General features: G+C 67.7%; 15 protein-coding genes. 8 read left to right on the top strand and 7 right to left on the bottom strand.

The window, feature by feature from the left end; all coding sequences use genetic code 11:
• Positions 1-5: 5 nt before the first annotated feature.
• Both C4B30_RS14870 and C4B30_RS14865 read right to left on the bottom strand, forming a co-directional pair.
• Positions 6-1,322, bottom strand: a complete 1,317-nt coding sequence (locus C4B30_RS14870; RefSeq protein WP_027785107.1) for an ATP-binding protein — start codon at positions 1,320-1,322, stop codon at positions 6-8.
• Complete coding sequence (locus C4B30_RS14865; RefSeq protein WP_006493394.1) at positions 1,306-2,031, bottom strand: response regulator; 726 nt, start codon at positions 2,029-2,031, stop codon at positions 1,306-1,308. Before C4B30_RS14865 ends, C4B30_RS14870 begins: the two co-directional genes overlap by 17 nt.
• A 224-nt stretch (positions 2,032-2,255) precedes the next feature.
• On the opposite strand from C4B30_RS14865, the gene C4B30_RS14860 reads away from it, so the two are divergent.
• Positions 2,256-2,810, top strand: coding sequence for a periplasmic heavy metal sensor (locus C4B30_RS14860; protein WP_027785108.1), 555 nt, complete (start codon positions 2,256-2,258; stop codon positions 2,808-2,810).
• A 68-nt stretch (positions 2,811-2,878) separates the two neighbouring features.
• On the opposite strand, the gene C4B30_RS14855 is transcribed toward C4B30_RS14860, so the two are convergent.
• Entirely contained in the window at positions 2,879-3,589 is a 711-nt protein-coding gene (locus tag C4B30_RS14855; RefSeq protein ID WP_027785109.1) for a pirin family protein, read from the bottom strand.
• A gap of 364 nt (positions 3,590-3,953) precedes the next feature.
• Between C4B30_RS14855 and C4B30_RS14850 the strand changes: the two genes are divergently transcribed.
• The 4 genes from C4B30_RS14850 to C4B30_RS14835 all read left to right on the top strand — a co-directional run bounded on the left by C4B30_RS14850 (position 3,954) and on the right by C4B30_RS14835 (position 7,163).
• Positions 3,954-4,736 (top strand): ABC transporter substrate-binding protein, encoded by a 783-nt coding sequence (locus tag C4B30_RS14850; protein ID WP_027785110.1) that lies wholly within the window; start codon positions 3,954-3,956, stop codon positions 4,734-4,736.
• Positions 4,737-4,965: 229 nt separating this feature from the next.
• Positions 4,966-5,655: an ABC transporter permease gene (locus C4B30_RS14845; RefSeq protein ID WP_006489645.1), complete on the top strand. Its 690-nt coding sequence runs from the start codon at positions 4,966-4,968 to the stop codon at positions 5,653-5,655.
• Positions 5,652-6,365 carry an ABC transporter permease gene (locus tag C4B30_RS14840; RefSeq protein WP_027785111.1) on the top strand — a complete coding sequence of 238 codons (714 nt, stop codon included), beginning with the start codon at positions 5,652-5,654 and terminating at the stop codon, positions 6,363-6,365. Before C4B30_RS14845 ends, C4B30_RS14840 begins: the two co-directional genes overlap by 4 nt.
• A gap of 18 nt (positions 6,366-6,383) precedes the next feature.
• Entirely contained in the window at positions 6,384-7,163 is a 780-nt protein-coding gene (locus C4B30_RS14835; RefSeq protein ID WP_006489654.1) for an ABC transporter ATP-binding protein, read from the top strand.
• A 73-nt stretch (positions 7,164-7,236) separates the two neighbouring features.
• Here C4B30_RS14835 and C4B30_RS14830 read toward each other — a convergent pair whose 3' ends face one another.
• On the bottom strand, positions 7,237-7,734 hold the full coding sequence (locus C4B30_RS14830) for a GNAT family N-acetyltransferase (RefSeq protein WP_027785112.1): 498 nt from the start codon (positions 7,732-7,734) through the stop codon (positions 7,237-7,239).
• Between the two features lie 135 nt (positions 7,735-7,869).
• On the opposite strand from C4B30_RS14830, the gene C4B30_RS14825 reads away from it, so the two are divergent.
• Positions 7,870-8,796 (top strand): LysR family transcriptional regulator, encoded by a 927-nt coding sequence (locus C4B30_RS14825; protein ID WP_027785113.1) that lies wholly within the window; start codon positions 7,870-7,872, stop codon positions 8,794-8,796.
• Between the two features lie 535 nt (positions 8,797-9,331).
• The gene (locus tag C4B30_RS14820; RefSeq protein WP_027785114.1) at positions 9,332-10,408 is read left to right on the top strand and encodes a porin; all 1,077 of its coding nucleotides are present in this window, start codon (positions 9,332-9,334) and stop codon (positions 10,406-10,408) included.
• Positions 10,409-10,594: 186 nt separating this feature from the next.
• On the opposite strand, the gene C4B30_RS14815 is transcribed toward C4B30_RS14820, so the two are convergent.
• Both C4B30_RS14815 and C4B30_RS14810 read right to left on the bottom strand, forming a co-directional pair.
• Positions 10,595-10,933: a P-II family nitrogen regulator gene (locus C4B30_RS14815; protein WP_006398637.1), complete on the bottom strand. Its 339-nt coding sequence runs from the start codon at positions 10,931-10,933 to the stop codon at positions 10,595-10,597.
• An 83-nt stretch (positions 10,934-11,016) separates the two neighbouring features.
• The gene (locus C4B30_RS14810; RefSeq protein ID WP_027785115.1) at positions 11,017-12,750 is read right to left on the bottom strand and encodes an NAD+ synthase; all 1,734 of its coding nucleotides are present in this window, start codon (positions 12,748-12,750) and stop codon (positions 11,017-11,019) included.
• Positions 12,751-12,859: 109 nt separating this feature from the next.
• On the opposite strand from C4B30_RS14810, the gene C4B30_RS14805 reads away from it, so the two are divergent.
• A complete protein-coding gene (locus tag C4B30_RS14805; RefSeq protein ID WP_027785116.1) occupies positions 12,860-14,038 on the top strand; it encodes a GNAT family N-acetyltransferase in 1,179 nt (392 codons plus the stop codon).
• A gap of 71 nt (positions 14,039-14,109) precedes the next feature.
• Here C4B30_RS14805 and C4B30_RS14800 read toward each other — a convergent pair whose 3' ends face one another.
• The gene (locus C4B30_RS14800; RefSeq protein WP_027785117.1) at positions 14,110-16,356 is read right to left on the bottom strand and encodes a glycoside hydrolase family 3 C-terminal domain-containing protein; all 2,247 of its coding nucleotides are present in this window, start codon (positions 16,354-16,356) and stop codon (positions 14,110-14,112) included.
• Positions 16,357-16,397: the final 41 nt, after the last annotated feature.

Genomic DNA, 16,397 nt, shown 5'->3' with positions numbered 1-16,397 from the left:
GCCGCTCAAGCGGCCTGTGCGTGAGGCTCGTCCTTCGGCACGGCCTCGAACGGGAACGTCATCGATACACGCAAGCCGCCTTCGGGGCGATTGCCGATGTCGCACGCGCCCCCCAGCCTGAGCACGAGCCGCTCGACGATCGCGAGCCCGAGCCCGCTGTGGCCGTTCCCGCCGCGCGCGGGATCGAGCCGCACGAACGGCCGCGTGGCGGCCGCGAGGTCGCGCGGCGCGATGCCGCCGCCGCTGTCGCTGACCGACAGCACGTAGCCGGTCGGCGTGCGCGCCGTCTCGATGAGCACGGGCGGTGCGCCATACGCATGCGCGTTGTCCAGCAGGTTCGACAGGATCCGGTCGAGCGTCGCCGTCGGCAGCCGGAAGCCGGGATCGGCCTCCAGCCGCGTCTGGACCGTCGGCGCGTTCGGCGCGACCGCACGATAGCTGCGCGCGATCCGCTCGCACGCGTGGTCGACCGGCACCGGCTCGCTGCGATCGGCCCCGCCATGTGCAAACACCAGGAACTGGTCGACGATGTGCGACATCGAGTCGACGTCGCGCACGACGCCGTCGCGCAGCCGTGCGTCGTCCATCATTTCCGCCCGCAGGCGCATCCGGGCGAGCGGCGTGCGCAAGTCGTGCGCGACGCCTGCCAGCATCACCGCGCGATCGCTCTCGGCCTGCGACACCTGCTCCACCATCTGGTTGAAGCCGTGCGTGAGCTGGCGCAGCTCGCGCGGCCCGCGTTCGCGCAGCGGCGGCACCGGCTGCCCGCGGCCGAAACGCGCGACCGCGCGCGCGAGCGAACGCAGCGGCTGCTGCAACTGCCAGGCCGCGAACAGCGCGGCGATCACGCCGGCCGAGAAGATCGTGCCGAGCCACAGCAGCATCCGGTCGAGCGAGCGCGGCGGCCGCAGCGGCTGCACGGGCACCACGATCCAGTTGCGATCGGCCGGCTCCTTCACCCACAGCACCGGCGGATGGCCGGGCGTGCCGATCTCGACCTGCGTGCCGGGCGGCATGCGCTCGCTCACGTCGTCGCGGAACCGCTTCAGCGGCGGCGGCAGCCCGGAATCGCCGCCCTTCGGCACATCGGCACTGTCCGGCGACACGAGCCGCACGCGCGACGGCAGCGGCTGGTCGGGCGTGCGCGCCACGTGCTGGCGCACCGCGTCGACGAGGAACGCGGCCTCCTCGACCGCATAACGCGTCTGCATCTGGTTGCGCTCGAGCCGCATCGCGAAGAACCACGCGAAGTGCGACAGGAGCAGGACGCCGACGACGAGCAGCGCCAGCCGCCCGAACAGCGAATCAATGGGTTTGCGCATGGGCCTCGCCGTCGGGCACGAACACGTAGCCGCGCCCGCGGACCGTCTGGATGAAGCGCGGCGTCGACGGATCCGTTTCGAGGATGCGGCGCAGGCGCCACACCTGGACGTCGATGCCGCGGTCGGTGCCGTCGTACTCGGGCCCGTGCAGCAGCTCGAGCAGTCGCTCGCGCGTGAGCGTGCGCAGCGCGTGGTTGACGAAGATCTTCAGCAGCGCGAATTCGCTGCTCGACAGCGTGGCCGGCTTGCCGTCGACCGACAGCGTGCGCGCCTGGAAGTCGAGCAGGAAGCGGCCGAACGCGAACGGCTCGCGCTGCTCGGGCGCGGCCGCCGACGGCGTCGCGCGGCGGCGCCGCAGCACGGCCTGCACGCGCGCGAGCAGCTCGCGCGGGTTGAACGGCTTGCCGAGGTAGTCGTCCGCGCCGAGCTCGAGCCCGACGATGCGGTCGACGTCGTCGGCCCGCGCGGTCAGCATGATCACGGGGATGTCGTCGCCGGCCGCGCGCAACTGGCGCAGCGCGGTCAGGCCGTCCACGCCCGGCATCATCAGGTCCAGCACGATCAGGTCGGGCCGTTCGCGCTCGAGGCGTTTCTCGAGCGTCGCCGCGTCGTGCAGCACGGACACTTCCATCCCCTGGCGCACGAGGTAGTCGCGCAGCAGGTCTCGGAGTTCTTGGTCGTCGTCGACGATGAGGATCTGGGTAGTCATGGCTTGAAGTTTACCGCGCGAGGGTGGAGTCGAAGAACGAAACAATGGGACGAAAGGGTTACTGCGGGTTACCGCGCAAGGGAACTGTAATGCACGGTAACCGGGCCGCCGCCCCGCGTAACACCCGCCGGGGCCCGTATCGCTAACCTGCGTCTTACCGGATGCGGTAACCGGCTTTCCCGGCACCGCATCGCCGGACCCTTTGGATACAAGGAGTTTCTGAAATGTATAAGAAGACTTCCCGCGTGGCCATCGCGGCCGCCACCGTGCTCGCTCTCGCATTCGGCACCGCGCATGCCGCGCAGCCCAACGACATGCCGCCGCCGGGCGGCCCCGGCATGCAGCGGATGCACGACGGGCACGAAGGCGGCCCGTTCGGCGCGATCATGAAACTGCACGACCAGTTGAAGCTCAACGCGTCGCAGGAACAGCAATGGCAGGCGGCCGTCAACACGATGAAGCAGAACCGTGACGCGATGCGCAAGAGCCACGAGCAGATGCGCGAGCAGTTCAAGGCGCAGCAGAATCAGCCGATCCTCGACCTGAGCGCGATGCATTCGACCCGCCAGCAGGCGGAGGCGCAGAACGCGCAACTGCGCGAGCAGACGTCCGCCGCGTGGCTCACGTTCTACAACGGGCTGAACGACCAGCAGAAGACGATGGTCAGCACGGCGCTCAAGCAGCAGTTCGCGAAGATGGAGCAGCGCCACGAGAAGATGAAGGAGCGCTGGGAGCAACATCGCGCGGCCGCCAAGGGCGCGTCGGCGCCGGCGCAGTAAGCCGGCGGGCCGCTCCCGCGGCGGCGCCGAAGGGGGACGCAAGCACCGCCTGCGTCCCCCTTTTTGTTTCAGGCGACGTCGAACAGCAGCACCTCCGCCGTGCGGCCGCGCGCGAACGCCACCGCGTCCACGCCGCCGATCCGCGCGCCGTCGCCGGCAGCCAGCGCGCGGCCGTTGACGTCGACGTCGCCGCGCGCCACGTGCACGTAGATGCTGCGCCCGGCCGGCACGTCGAACGCGATCGTCTCGTCGCCGTCGATCAGCCCCGCGAAGATGCGGGCGTCCGCCCGCATCGACAGCGCGCCGTCGCCGCCGTCGGGCGCCGCGACGAGCCTCAGCCGGCCGCGCTTCTCGTCGTCGGCGAAACGCCGTTGCTCGTAGCCGGGCCGCCCGCCCGGCTCGGCCGGCTGCAGCCAGATCTGCAACAGGTGCAGCGGCCGATCGCGCGACGCGTTGGTTACGCTGTGCACGAGCCCCGTGCCGGCGCTCATCCGCTGGATGCCGCCGGCCCGGACGATCGCGCCGCTGCCGAGGCTGTCGCGGTGCGCGAGCGCGCCATCCAGCACGTAAGTCACGATCTCCACGTCGCGGCGCGGCAGCATCCCGAACCCGCGCGTCGGCGCGATCAGGTCCTCGCTCAGCACGTACAGCCCGCCGACGGGCGGACGCACCGGCGCGTGCGCATGCGCGGCGCGGCAGGCAGACGAAAAACTGTGACTCGATTCAAGCCAGCCGTGGTGCGTGTGGCAGCGGTCTTCGGCGCGCAGGATCTGAAACATGGGGTGGACGCTCAGGACGCGGATGGTCTGTTCGGGTTTACCTCCACTGTAGAGGGCGCTCGCACGCGCCACAATCCGCCGCCCGCGCACCGCATCGTTGCATCCGCGCGATCAATTGCCAAAATATTCATTGCGACTACAACGATTACCGCAACAGCCGAATCGAGGAATCGGTCGACCGTGCCGGATTGCCGTTTTCCGGATATCGCGTTCGGGTAAAATACCGCCCTTTTGGCGTTCGCCCTTCCGGCGGCCGCCAACGCCAGAGCGCCGATCGGCGATTTTTGGCCGTCTAGAATACGCCGCGGCGCCCGGTCCGACCGGCCGCGAGCGCCCCCGGAAAGTCTGCAACAGAAGGATGGAAATGAAGAAGGCCGCCCTGTGCGCCGCCCTCGCCCTCGTGGCGGGCAGCGCCTTCGCGAAGGAGTGGAAGACCGTGCGGATCGGTGTCGACGCCAGCTACCCGCCGTTCGAGTCGACCGCGCCGAGCGGCGAGATCGTCGGTTTCGACGTGGATCTCACCAAGGAAATCTGCAAGCGGATCAACGTGAAATGCGTGTGGGTCGCGCAGGATCTCGACGGGATCATTCCGGCGCTGAAGGCGAAGAAATACGACGTCATCGTGTCGTCGCTGACCGTCACGGACAAGCGCCGCGAGCAGATCGACTTCTCCGACAAGGTGTACGACGCGCCCGCGCGGATGATCGCGAAGACCGGCTCGCCGCTGCTGCCGACGGTCGCGTCGCTGAAAGGCAAGCGCGTTGGCGTCGAGCAGGGCTCGACGCAGGAAACCTACGCGAAGGCGTACTGGGAACCGCAGGGCGTGACGATCGTTCCTTACCAGAACCAGGACCAGGTCTATACCGATCTCGGCTCGGGCCGCCTCGACGCGACGCTGCAGGACGAGCTGCAGGCCGACTACGGCTTCCTGCGCACGCCGCGCGGCAAGGGCTTCGCGTTCGCCGGGCCGGAAGTGAAGGATCCGAAGACGATCGGCGACGGCACCGCGATCGGCCTGCGCAAGGAAGATACGGACCTGAAGCTCAAGATCAACCGCGCGCTGGCCGACATGCACAAGGACGGCACGTACGACCGGCTGTCGCACAAGTACTTCTCGTTCAGCGTCTATTCGGCGCCGGCCCGCTGAACGCCGACAAGAAGAAGCAGCGGATGCGGGGGCGGCCCCGCGTCCGGGCAGTACAGGCAGTCAACCACGCGCCGCCCGCTCCCTTGCCCGCCGCTCGCGCGACGGGCGGGCCCGGCACCGTTGCCGGGGCGGACGGTCATGATACGCACGGGGCGTTCCGCGCAGCTTGGCGGACGCGTCTTTCGCGGCGCACTGCGTGCGCCCTCAGGGACCACACCAGGGACCCCATATGTTTCTACAAGGCTACGGCCCGCTGATCCTCGCCGGCACCTGGCAAACCGTCAAACTGGCGGTGCTTTCGCTTGCGCTGTCGTTCCTGCTGGGGCTGCTCGGCGCCGGCGCGAAACTGTCACGCAATCGCGTGACGAACGGCGTCGGCACCGTCTATACGACGCTGATCCGCGGCGTACCCGACCTCGTGCTGATGCTGCTGCTGTTCTACAGCCTGCAGATCTGGCTGAACATGGCGACCGACGCGCTCGGCTGGGACCAGATCGACATCGACCCGTTCCTCGCCGGCGTGCTCGTGCTCGGCTTCATCTACGGCGCGTACTTCACCGAGACGTTCCGTGGCGCGTTCCTGTCGGTGCCGCGCGGCCAGCTCGAGGCCGGCAGCGCCTACGGGATGACGAACTGGCAGGTGTTCACGCGCATCATGTTCCCGCAGATGATGCGCTTCGCGCTGCCGGGTATCGGCAACAACTGGCAGGTGCTCGTGAAGTCGACCGCGCTCGTGTCGATCATCGGCCTGGCCGACGTCGTGAAGGCGTCGCAGGACGCCGGCAAGGGCACGCTGCGGTTCTTCTTCTTCACGCTGATCGCGGGAGCGGTCTACCTCGCCATCACGACGATCTCGAACTTCGTGCTGATGTGGCTCGAAAAGCGTTACTCGACCGGTGTCCGCAAGGCTGACCTATGATCGAACTCATCCAAGAATACTGGCGCAACTATCTCTACACCGACGGCTATCGCATCACCGGTGTCGCGATCACGCTGTGGCTGCTGGTCGTGTCGATCGGCCTCGGCTTCTGCCTGTCGGTGCCGCTCGCCGTGGCGCGCGTGTCGAAGAGGAAGTGGCTGTCGAGCGCCGTGTGGCTGTACACGTACGTGTTTCGCGGCACGCCGCTCTACGTGCAACTGCTGCTCTGCTACACGGGCCTCTACAGCCTGCAGGCCGTGCGCGGCACGCCGATGCTCGATGCGTTCTTCCGCGACGGGATGCACTGCACGCTGCTCGCGTTCACGCTGAACACCTGCGCGTACACCACCGAGATCTTCGCGGGTGCGATCAAGGCGACGTCGTACGGCGAGATCGAAGCCGCGCGCGCATACGGGATGACGCCGTTCACGATGTATCGCCGCGTGATCCTGCCCTCGGCGCTGCGCCGCGCGTTGCCGCTGTACAGCAACGAAGTGATCCTGATGCTTCACGCGACGACGGTGGCCTTCACCGCGACCGTGCCGGACATCCTGAAGATCGCCCGCGACGTGAACTCGGCGACCTACATGTCGTTCCACGCGTTCGGCATCGCCGCCCTGCTCTACCTCGCGATCTCGTTCACGCTCGTGTGGCTGTTCCGCCAGGCCGAGCGCCGCTGGCTCGCCTATCTGCGCCCGCAAGGCAAGTAAGTTTCCGCAGGAATACTGATGAATTCCCAGACTCAAAAGCTTTTCGTCGACGATCTCCACAAGCGGTACGGCGACAACGAGGTGCTCAAGGGCGTGTCGCTGAAGGCGAACTCGGGCGACGTGATCAGCGTGATCGGCTCGTCCGGTTCCGGCAAGAGCACGATGCTGCGCTGTATCAACTTCCTCGAGCAGCCGAACGCGGGCCGCATCTTCGTCGACGGCGAGGAAGTGCGCACCGCGCTCGACAAGACGGGCGCGCTGCGCGCGGCCGATTCGAAGCAGCTTCAGCGCGTACGCACCAAGCTGTCGATGGTGTTCCAGCACTTCAACCTCTGGTCGCACATGAACGTGATCGAGAACGTGATGGAAGCGCCGGTGAACGTGCTCGGCATCCCGAAGAAGGAAGCCGAGGACCGTGCGCGCGAATACCTCGAGAAGGTCGGCCTCGCGCCGCGCGTCGAGAAGCAGTATCCGTCGCATCTGTCCGGCGGCCAGCAGCAGCGCGTGGCGATCGCGCGTGCGCTCGCGATGCATCCGGACGTGATGCTGTTCGACGAACCGACCTCCGCGCTCGACCCGGAACTCGTCGGCGAAGTGCTGAAGGTGATGCAGAAGCTGGCCGAGGAAGGCCGCACGATGATCGTCGTCACGCACGAGATGGGCTTCGCGCGCAACGTGTCGAATCACGTGATGTTCCTGCACCAGGGCCGCGTCGAGGAAGAAGGCGTGCCGGCCGAGGTGTTCGCGAACCCGAAGAGCGAACGCCTGCGCGGCTTCCTGTCGGGTAGCCTCAAGTAACGCGCGTCACCCGCCATACCCGCCACGCTCGAACGGGCGCCCCGCGGTTCGCCGCGCGGCGCCCGTCTTGCGTTTACGCGGCGCTCACCGGCGCGCCGTCGGCGAACGCGCGCAGTTCGTCGCCCGCCAGCCGGTAACGCACCCATTCGCTCTGCGGCGCCGCGCCGACGCTCTCGTAGAAGCGGATCGCCGGCTCGTTCCAGTCGAGCACGCTCCATTCGAAACGTCCGCAGCCCGACTCGACCGCGATGCGCGCGAGCGCCTTCAGCAGCCGCAGCCCCGCGCCCGCGCCGCGAAAACGCGGCGACACGTACAGATCCTCGAGATACAGCCCCTGCCGCGCGAGCCACGTCGAATACGAGAAGAAATACACGGCGAAGCCGGCCGGCTCGCCGTCGATCTCGCACATCAGCGCACGCGCCGGCGAGCCTTCGCCGAACAGGCTGCGCTCGAGCGATTCGGGCGTCGCGACGACTTCGTGCTCGGCCTTCTCGTAGACGGCCAGTTCGGTGATGAAGCGCAGGATCAGCGGCACGTCGGCGACGGTGGCGCAACGGATATCGATTTGCACGGTGGGGAGCCCTCCTTCGGCCCGGACGGAAAAATGGAATACGGCGCCCCCGCGCGCACTTGGCGCGGGTCGGATCGACATGCTACGTTCACGGCGCAACTGCAGAAAGTGCAGTTTTTTCATCCAGACCTGAACATGATGCATCCCGACCTGCGCCGCCTCGACCTGAACCTGCTGCTCGTATTCGACGCGTTGTACCGCCAGCGGTCGGTCGCGGCGGCCGCGCATGAACTCGCGCTGAGCCCGTCGGCGTTGAGCCACGCGCTCGCCCGCCTGCGAGACGCGATCGGCGATGCGCTGTTCGTGCGCCTCGGCAACGAGATGCAGCCGACCGTACGCGCCGACGACATCGCCACGTGGGCCGGTGACTCGCTCGACGCGATGTCGAAGGGGCTCGCCCGCGCGCGCCGCTTCGATCCCGCACAAAGCGACCGTACGTTCGTGTTCGCGGCGACCGACTACACGGCGTTCGCGGTGCTGCCGGCGTTCCTGGCGCGCATTCAACACGTGGCGCCGCACCTGCGGATCCGCGTCGTCCATTCGGACCGCAAGATTTCCGTCGATGCGCTCGCGGCCGGCCGCATCGACTTCGCCCTCGGCTACCACGAAGAATCGGCGGCCGACGCGCCCGGCATCGAGGATTTCGACTGGTTCTCCGACGACTATGTCGTGATCGCGAGCGCCACGCATCCGGACATCCGCCGGCGGCTGACGCTCGACCAGTATCTGGCGGCCCGCCACGTGGTCGTCACGCCGTGGAATGAGTCGCGCGGCGTCGTCGACCACGTGCTCGACCGGCTCGGCCTTGCGCGGCATGTGGCCGTGCAGTTGCCGACCGTGCTGGCCGCGCCGTTCGTGATCGCCGAATCGGCTCTCGTGATGACCGTGCCGAACCGCGCCGCGCAGGCGCTGCGGCACGCGGCGCCGATCCGCATCTTCCCCGCGCCGTTCGAGATCCCGCGCTACACGGTGAAGGTCTACTCGCATGCGAAGCACGCGCGCACCGATGCGCATCGCTGGATTCGCGCCCAGTTGCTCGACGCACGACCGAGCCCGGACTAAGCGCGGCGCGTTGCAGGACGGGCGTTTCAGGCGTCGATCGGCGATGGCGGCAATCGCCCGAATCATTACGAAATACTTACCAATTTTGCAACTTTCGCGCCTACGCCGGCGCCCCGGCAACGTCAATAGTGGCAATCCTTGACCCATGCCCATGGAATCCATGTCTCCCTTGCGGGACAAGGGTTTTCCGGTAATCGAGAACCCTTGGGCACCGTGTTGCATGGCAAATTGGCGACAGCGGTTAGTCAAACAACGATTTCCGTCGCCACAAAATTGTATTTTTGCTAAATTAGTAACCAAAGTAGCAAAACGAAGTTCGTGAAATGTAGTTTAGCTTCACGACACTACAAGGAGACCCGCAGGCCGACCCGGCTGCGCGGGACCGCTCAACGGTATTTCCGTCTGCTTGCCCGCGTGCCGCGCTTACCGGCCCTGCACGAGGTCTCCCTGGTTATCCCGCTTTTGCCCGGTGCGTGCCGCGCCGGGCATCTCGTGCAGTTCTGGGTTGACTTTTTGACAGGGTATGGAGGAGACGATGAAGAAAGCTTTGGTCGCGGCCGCGCTGATGGCTGCTGGGGTGGTGACGGCGCACGCGCAGAGCAGCGTCACGCTGTATGGCCGCCTGGATGCAGGCATCGAGTACATGAACGGCCTCCAAAACGGCCACCAAGTGCGCGCGGAAAGCGGCGACTGGGGCACGAGCCTGTGGGGCTTGAAGGGTAGCGAGGACATCGGCGGCGGCAACAAGATCCTGTTCCACCTCGAAGGCGCGTTCAACACGATGACGGGCGGCTTCAGCGGCTCGATCTGGGATCGTTTCGCGACCGTCGGTATCTCCAACGACCGCTACGGTACGCTGCTGTTGGGTCGCGAACTCGCGATCGCCAACGGCGTGTGGGACTTCGACCCGTTCGGCCAGTCGTCCTGGTCGACGGCCTCGCTGGTGCGCGGCCGTAACTGGAACAAGACCAGCAACAACGTGTCGTACCAGTCGCCGTCGCTCTATGGTCTCGACTTCTACGGCCAGTTCTCCTTCTCGAACTCGACCAGCTTCAACGGCAACACGACGGCCGGCCAACCGGGCCGTGCAATGGGCGGTCAGGTCACCTACACGAACTCGCTGTTCCAGTTGCGCGGCATCTACGACGAAACGCGCGACAGCAACGGCCGCTTCTCGGACGTGTTCAACTACTCGCGCGAATACTTCGCGGGCGTGAACGTGTTCCTCGGCCAGTTCAAGGTTCAGGCGGCCTACCAGGCATCGCGCGCCGACGGCAGCGGTGGCCCGGCAGTGAACGCCGGCGTGACGGGTACGCAGCAGGTGTGGGGCGGCGTGACGTGGCAAGCCACGCCGGCAGCGGCGCTGATCGCAGCCGTGTATCACGTGAACGCGAACCACGGCGGCGGCAACGCGAACATCTACACGGTCGGCGGTTCGTACAACATCTCGAAGCGCACGCTGTTCGACCTGCAGGTCGCGACGGTGCGCAACAGCTCGTCGGCCAACTTCGGCCTGAACGCGAACGGCGCCGGTACGGCCGTGTCGACGGGCAACCCGCATCAGGGCGGCAGCCAGACCGGCGTCTACGCCGGCATCCAGCACCTGTTCTGATCGGGCGCCGTCAAACAACGATTCGACAACACTTTCCACGCTGCTGCGAGAGGCGCGTATCGGTGCGGTACCCAAACGGGTATCCGCACCGTTTTTTCTTGGCGGGCCGGGTTCGTGCGACCCGTGGCCCGATCGGCGGACGCGGCCGAAGCGGCCGCGATTGATCGAATGGCGCGGACGCGGCGCTCAGACGGCCGCTTCGTTCTCTTCGCCGGTGCGAATGCGGATCACGCGCTCGACGTCGGACACGAAGATCTTGCCGTCGCCGATCTTGCCGGTGCGCGCCGCACCGATCACCGCGTCGATCACCTGATCGACCTGCGCTTCCGCGACGACCACCTCGATCTTCATCTTCGGCAGGAAGTCGACGACGTATTCGGCGCCGCGATACAGCTCGGTATGGCCCTTCTGGCGGCCGAAGCCCTTCACTTCCGTCACGGTCAGGCCCGTGAGACCCACTTCGGCGAGCGCTTCGCGGACTTCGTCCAGCTTGAACGGCTTGATGATGGCAGTGATGCGTTTCATGGTGGTTGTCCCCCAATGCTCGTTTGGATGAAAAATCGCGATCCCGATTGTAAGCCGGCGAGCCGCATCCGGCCCAGCACCGCTCAATCGAGCCGTTCGGTAAAGCACGACGTGATCGGGTAGCGCCAGTCGCGCCCGAATGCGCGATGCGTGACGCGGATGCCGATCGGCGCCTGGCGGCGCTTGTATTCGTTGATCTTGATGAGCCGCGTCACGCGCTCGACGTCGGCCCGCGCGTAGCCGGCCTCGACGATCTCGGCGAGCGGCCGGTCTTCTTCCATGTACATCCGCATGATCGCGTCGAGCACGTCGTACGGCGGCAGGCTGTCCTGGTCGGTCTGGTTCTCGCGCAGCTCGGCCGACGGCGCGCGCGTCAGGATCCGTTCGGGAATCACGTCTCGCGGCCCGTAGTCGGCCGTTTCGTTGCGATAGCGGCACAGCCGGTACACGAGCGTCTTCGCGATGTCCTTGATCACCGCGAAACCGCCAGCCATGTCGCCGTACAGCGTGCAGTAGCCGACCGCCATCTCGCTCTTGTTGCCGGTCGTCAGCACGATCGAACCGAACTTGTTCGACAGCGCCATCAGCAGCGTGCCGCGGATGCGCGCCTGGATGTTCTCCTCCGTCGCGTCTTCCGCGCGGCCCGCGAATTCGCCCGCGAGCGCGGCGCGGAATGCATCGAACATCGGCGCGATCGCGATCTCGTCGTAGCGTACGCCGACGCGCCGCGCCATCTCCGCCGCATCGGTGGTCGAGATGTCGGCCGTGAAGCGCGACGGCATCATCACCGCGCGCACGCGCTCAGGCCCGAGCGCATCGCACGCGACGGCCAGCACCAGCGCCGAATCGACGCCGCCCGACAGCCCGATCAGCACGCCGGGAAAGCCGTTCTTGCCGATGTAGTCGCGCACGCCGGTCACGAGCGCGCGGTACACCTGCGCGTGAGTCGACAGCTCGGGCGCGATCGCGCCGGGCAGCGGCCGCGGGCCGTCGAATTCGACGATCGCGTGCCCTTCGTCGAACTGCGGCATCTTCGCGGCGAGCGCGCCCTGCGCGTCGAGCACGAAGGAACCGCCGTCGAACACGAGTTCGTCCTGGCCGCCGACGAGGTTCACGTACACCATCGGCAGCCCGGTCTCGCGAATCCGCGCGCGCAGGATGTCGATGCGCACCGCTTCCTTGTTCATGTGATACGGCGAGCCGTTCGGGATCAGCAGTACCTGCGCGCCGGCCGCCTTCGCGATCTGCGCGGCCGACGCATGCCACGCGTCCTCGCAGATGATCACGCCGTATTTCACGCCGTTCAGCTCGAACACGAGCGGCTCGGTGTCGGTCGCGAAATAGCGCTTCTCGTCGAACACCTCGGCGTTCGGCAGATCCTGCTTGCGGTAGGTGCCGACGATCTCGCCGCCGACGATCAGCGACGCCGCGTTGAAGGTGTCGGTGGGCGGCACGCCGCGCTCGATCGGGCGGTTTGCATTACCATCGACGGCTGACGCGCTGTCCGCACCGCTGCCCGCACCCCTGCCCGGCCCCCTGCCCGGACCGCGCAACGGATGGCCGACCAGCACCGCGAGCCCGTCGAACGCCTTCAGCGCGTCGGCGAGCGCATCGAGTGCGGCGGCCGCCGCCGCGTAGAACGCGGGCCGCAGCAACAGGTCTTCGGGCGGATAGCCGGACAGCGCGAGTTCGGGTGCGACCATCAGTTGCGCACCATCGTTGTGCGCGGCACGCGCGGCGGCGACGATACGCGCGACGTTGCCGGCGAAATCGCCGACGGTGACGTTGATCTGGGCGAGAGCGAGTCGGGTCTTCATGGCGGGATCGGCGCAACCCGGCGGCGCGCCTTGAACGGCTGACGAAATCGATCCGGGCGCGGGCCACGGCGGCCCGCACCCGGCAACATCCAACGGTACGGATTCACGCTTGAAACACGAACGCATCGATTATCGCACGGGCATCCTGTCGTCCCCCGCCGAGGTGCCGGCCGACGAATGGAACGCGCTGCTCGCGCGCGACGCGCAGCCCACGCCGTTCCTGCGCCACGAATTCCTCGACGCACTGCACGTCGCGCGCTGCGCGGTGGACGACACCGGCTGGTCGCCGCACTTCGTCACGCTGACCGACGCGCGCACCGGCCGCCTCGCGGCCGCCGCCCCCGTCTACGCGAAACAGCATTCGTACGGCGAATACGTGTTCGACTGGGCGTGGGCCGACGCGTACCAGCGCAACGACCTGCCCTATTACCCGAAGCTGCTGTGCGCGGTGCCGTTCACGCCGGTGCAGGGCACGCGCCTCCTCGCGGCCGACGACGACGCACGCCGCCGGCTCGCGGCCACGCTGCTCGCGTTCGCCGAGCAGAGCGACGTGTCGTCACTGCACGTGCTGTTCCCGACCGGCGACGAAGCGCGGCTCCTCGAATCGATGGGGATGATGCTGCGCGAAGGCGTGCAGTTCCACTGGATCAACGACGGCTACCGCCACTTCGACGATTTCCTCGGCACGCTCGAACAGAAGAAGCGCAAGAACATCCGCGCGGAGCGGCGCAAGGTGCACGATGCGGGCGTGACCTTCCGGCGGCTCACCGGCGATCGGATCACCGACGCCGACTGGCGCTTCTTCTCGCGCTGCTATCGGCAGACTTACCGCGAGCACTATTCGAGCCCGTACCTGAACCTCGACTTCTTCCGCACGATCGGCGCGACGATGCCCGAGAACCTGCTGCTCGTGATCGCGGAAGCCGACGGCCGGCCGATCGCGAGCGCGCTCGCCGTTTACCGGCGCGGCGAGCACGGCGGCGGCACGCTGTACGGCCGCTACTGGGGGGCGATCGAGCACGTGCCCTGCCTGCATTTCGAAACGGCCTACTACCAGTTGCTCGAATTCTGCATCGAAGCCGGGCTCGACACGTTCGAGGGCGGCGCGCAGGGCGAGCACAAGCTCGCGCGCGGTTTTCTGCCGACGGTCACGCACTCCGCGCACTGGCTCGCGCATCCGGCTTTTTCCGATGCGGTCGCGCGCTTTCTCGAACGCGAGACCGAGCATATCCACGCGTACGTCGACGAACTGCGCGAGCACGATCCTTTTCGGCGCGACGCCGGCTAGCGGCATCCCGCGCACCGGCATGCGGCGAAGCCATGCATGGGCTCGCCGCATGCCGCACGGCCGCCGCCGGTTCAGTGCGCGGCGAGCGTCACCGTCTGCGACAGCGCCTGCGGGTCGCGCGACGACGCGGCCGCCGACAGCCCGTAGCTGCCCGCGCCGATCCGCCATGCGTGCGCGCTCGCATCCCACACCGCGAAGCGCTGCGCCGGCACCGCGACGCTGACCGTGCGCGCCTCGCCCGGCTGCAGCGCGACCTTGGTCCAGCCGACGAGCCGCTTCGGCGGCTCGCCGAGCGACGCGGGCAGCGCCGCGTAGATCTGCACCGTATGCGTACCGGCGCGCGCACCGGTATTCGTCACCGTCACGCCGACCGTCACGTTGCCCGCGGCGTCAGCCTGCGCGGACATCGCCGACAACGCATACGTCGTGTACGACAGCCCGTAGCCGAACGGGAACAGCGGCTCGATCGCCTTGGCGTCGAACCAGCGATAGCCGTACGCGAGCCCTTCCGCATAAACGTTCCGCAGGTTCGACGGATCGATCGTCGGCTGCGGCAGGTCGGCCTCCTGCTTCGGGAACGTCAGCGGCAGCCGGCCCGACGGATTCGCATCGCCGAACAGCAGGTCGGCGATCGCCTGGCCGCCTTGCGCGCCCGGATACCACGCGTCCAGCACGCCATGCACGTTCGCGAGCCACGGCATCAACACCGGGCTGCCGTTCTCGAGCACGACGATCACGCGCTTGGCCTTCGCGGCGACCGCGGCGATCAGCGCGTTCTGGTCGTATTGCTGGTTGTACGGGTCCGCCTTCGCATCGGGCAGCGACAGGCTCGCGAGGTCGAGCCCTTCCGTCTGCCACTGCGTGGCGAACACGATCGCGACATCGGCCTGTGCGGCCGCGCTCGCCGCGGCATTCGCGTCGGTCCCGTCGAGATAGCTGACCGACGCGTTCGGCGCCTTCGCGCGAATCGCCGCGAGCGGCGCGGACTTGTACCAGGTCGCGCACCCGCCGAACAGCATATTGGCCGGTTGCTGGCAGGACGTCACCGCGTTGCCGTCGATCGCCGGCACCGCACCCGAGCCGCCGCCCGACAGCACGCCCGCGTCCGCGTGGCCGCCGATCACGACGACCGACTTGAGCGTGCCGGCGGCGAGCGGCAGCACCGGCTGCGTGTCGCCCGGCGCGGCCGCGTTCTTCAGCAGTACCGCCGCTTGCCGTGCGATCGCGAGCGCGTCGGCGTTGCCGGCGACTTCGTCGATCGCGCCGCCCGGCTTCGGCGGCGCGTCCATCACGCCGATGCGGATCAGCGTGCGCAGCTTGCGCTGCACCATGTCGTTCAGCCGAGCGACCGACACGCTGCCGGCCTGCAGCGCCGCGCGCAGCTTCGAATTGAAGTACGAGCCGAGCGGCGCGTTGCCGTCGTCGGCCGCGCCCGGCTGTTCCTCGTCGAGCCCGGCCTGCACGGCCGCGACCGTCGAGTGCGTCGCGCCCCAGTCGGACTGCACGACGCCCTTGAAACCCCACTCGTTCTTCAGCACCGTCGTCAGCAGATACGGGTTCTCGCACGCATACACCCCGTTCAGCTTGTTGTACGAGCACATCACGTTGCCCGGCTGGCCGCCCTTCACGCCGATCTCGAACGCGAGCAGTTCTGCCTCGCGCATGGTCCGCTCGTCGACGACCGAATCGACCGTCATCCGGTTGGTTTCCTGGTCGTTGAACGCGAAATGCTTGATTGTCGCGATCACCTTCTGCGCCTGCGTGGCCTGCGTGCGCGCGGCGCTCAGCGTGCCCGCGAGCACCGGGTCCTCGCCCATGTATTCGAAGGTGCGGCCGTTGCGCGGCTCGCGCGCGAGGTTCACGCCCCCGCCGAGACCTTCCGCGAAGCCGAGCGCACGCAATTCGAGCGCGATGCGCGTGCCGTAGGTGCCCGCGAGCGCCGGGTCCCACGTCGCCGCGAGTGCGACCGGCGCGGGCAGCGCGGTCACGCGTGCATTCTTCACGTTCACGCCGCCCGCCGAATCGGCGCTGCTGACCGCCGGAATGCCGAGCCGGGGCACGCCCGGGATGTAGCTTGCGCCGTTCAGCGCGTCGGGCGGAAACGGGCCACCCAGGCTGAGCGCGGGCATGCCGGTGCCATGCACGAGCTGCAGCTTCTCGTCGGTCGTCAGTTGCCCGACGAGCGCGGCCGCGCGCTGGTCGGCGGCCGCGTCGGGGTCGGCCGGCGCATGGATGTCGTCGCCGCCGCACGACGCAAGCAGCACCGTGAGCGCACATGCGGACGCAATCGTCGAACACCGGAACAGCGAAGTTTTCATTGATCCTCCAGAATCGTTCTGTTGTACTTGTCGCCTCACTC

It is taken from the genome of Burkholderia sp. BE12 (genome assembly GCF_002959955.1).
Lineage (GTDB): Bacteria > Pseudomonadota > Gammaproteobacteria > Burkholderiales > Burkholderiaceae > Burkholderia.
Note: the sequence above shows the minus strand (reverse complement) of the source record. Positions and strands in the feature narration are given on the sequence as shown.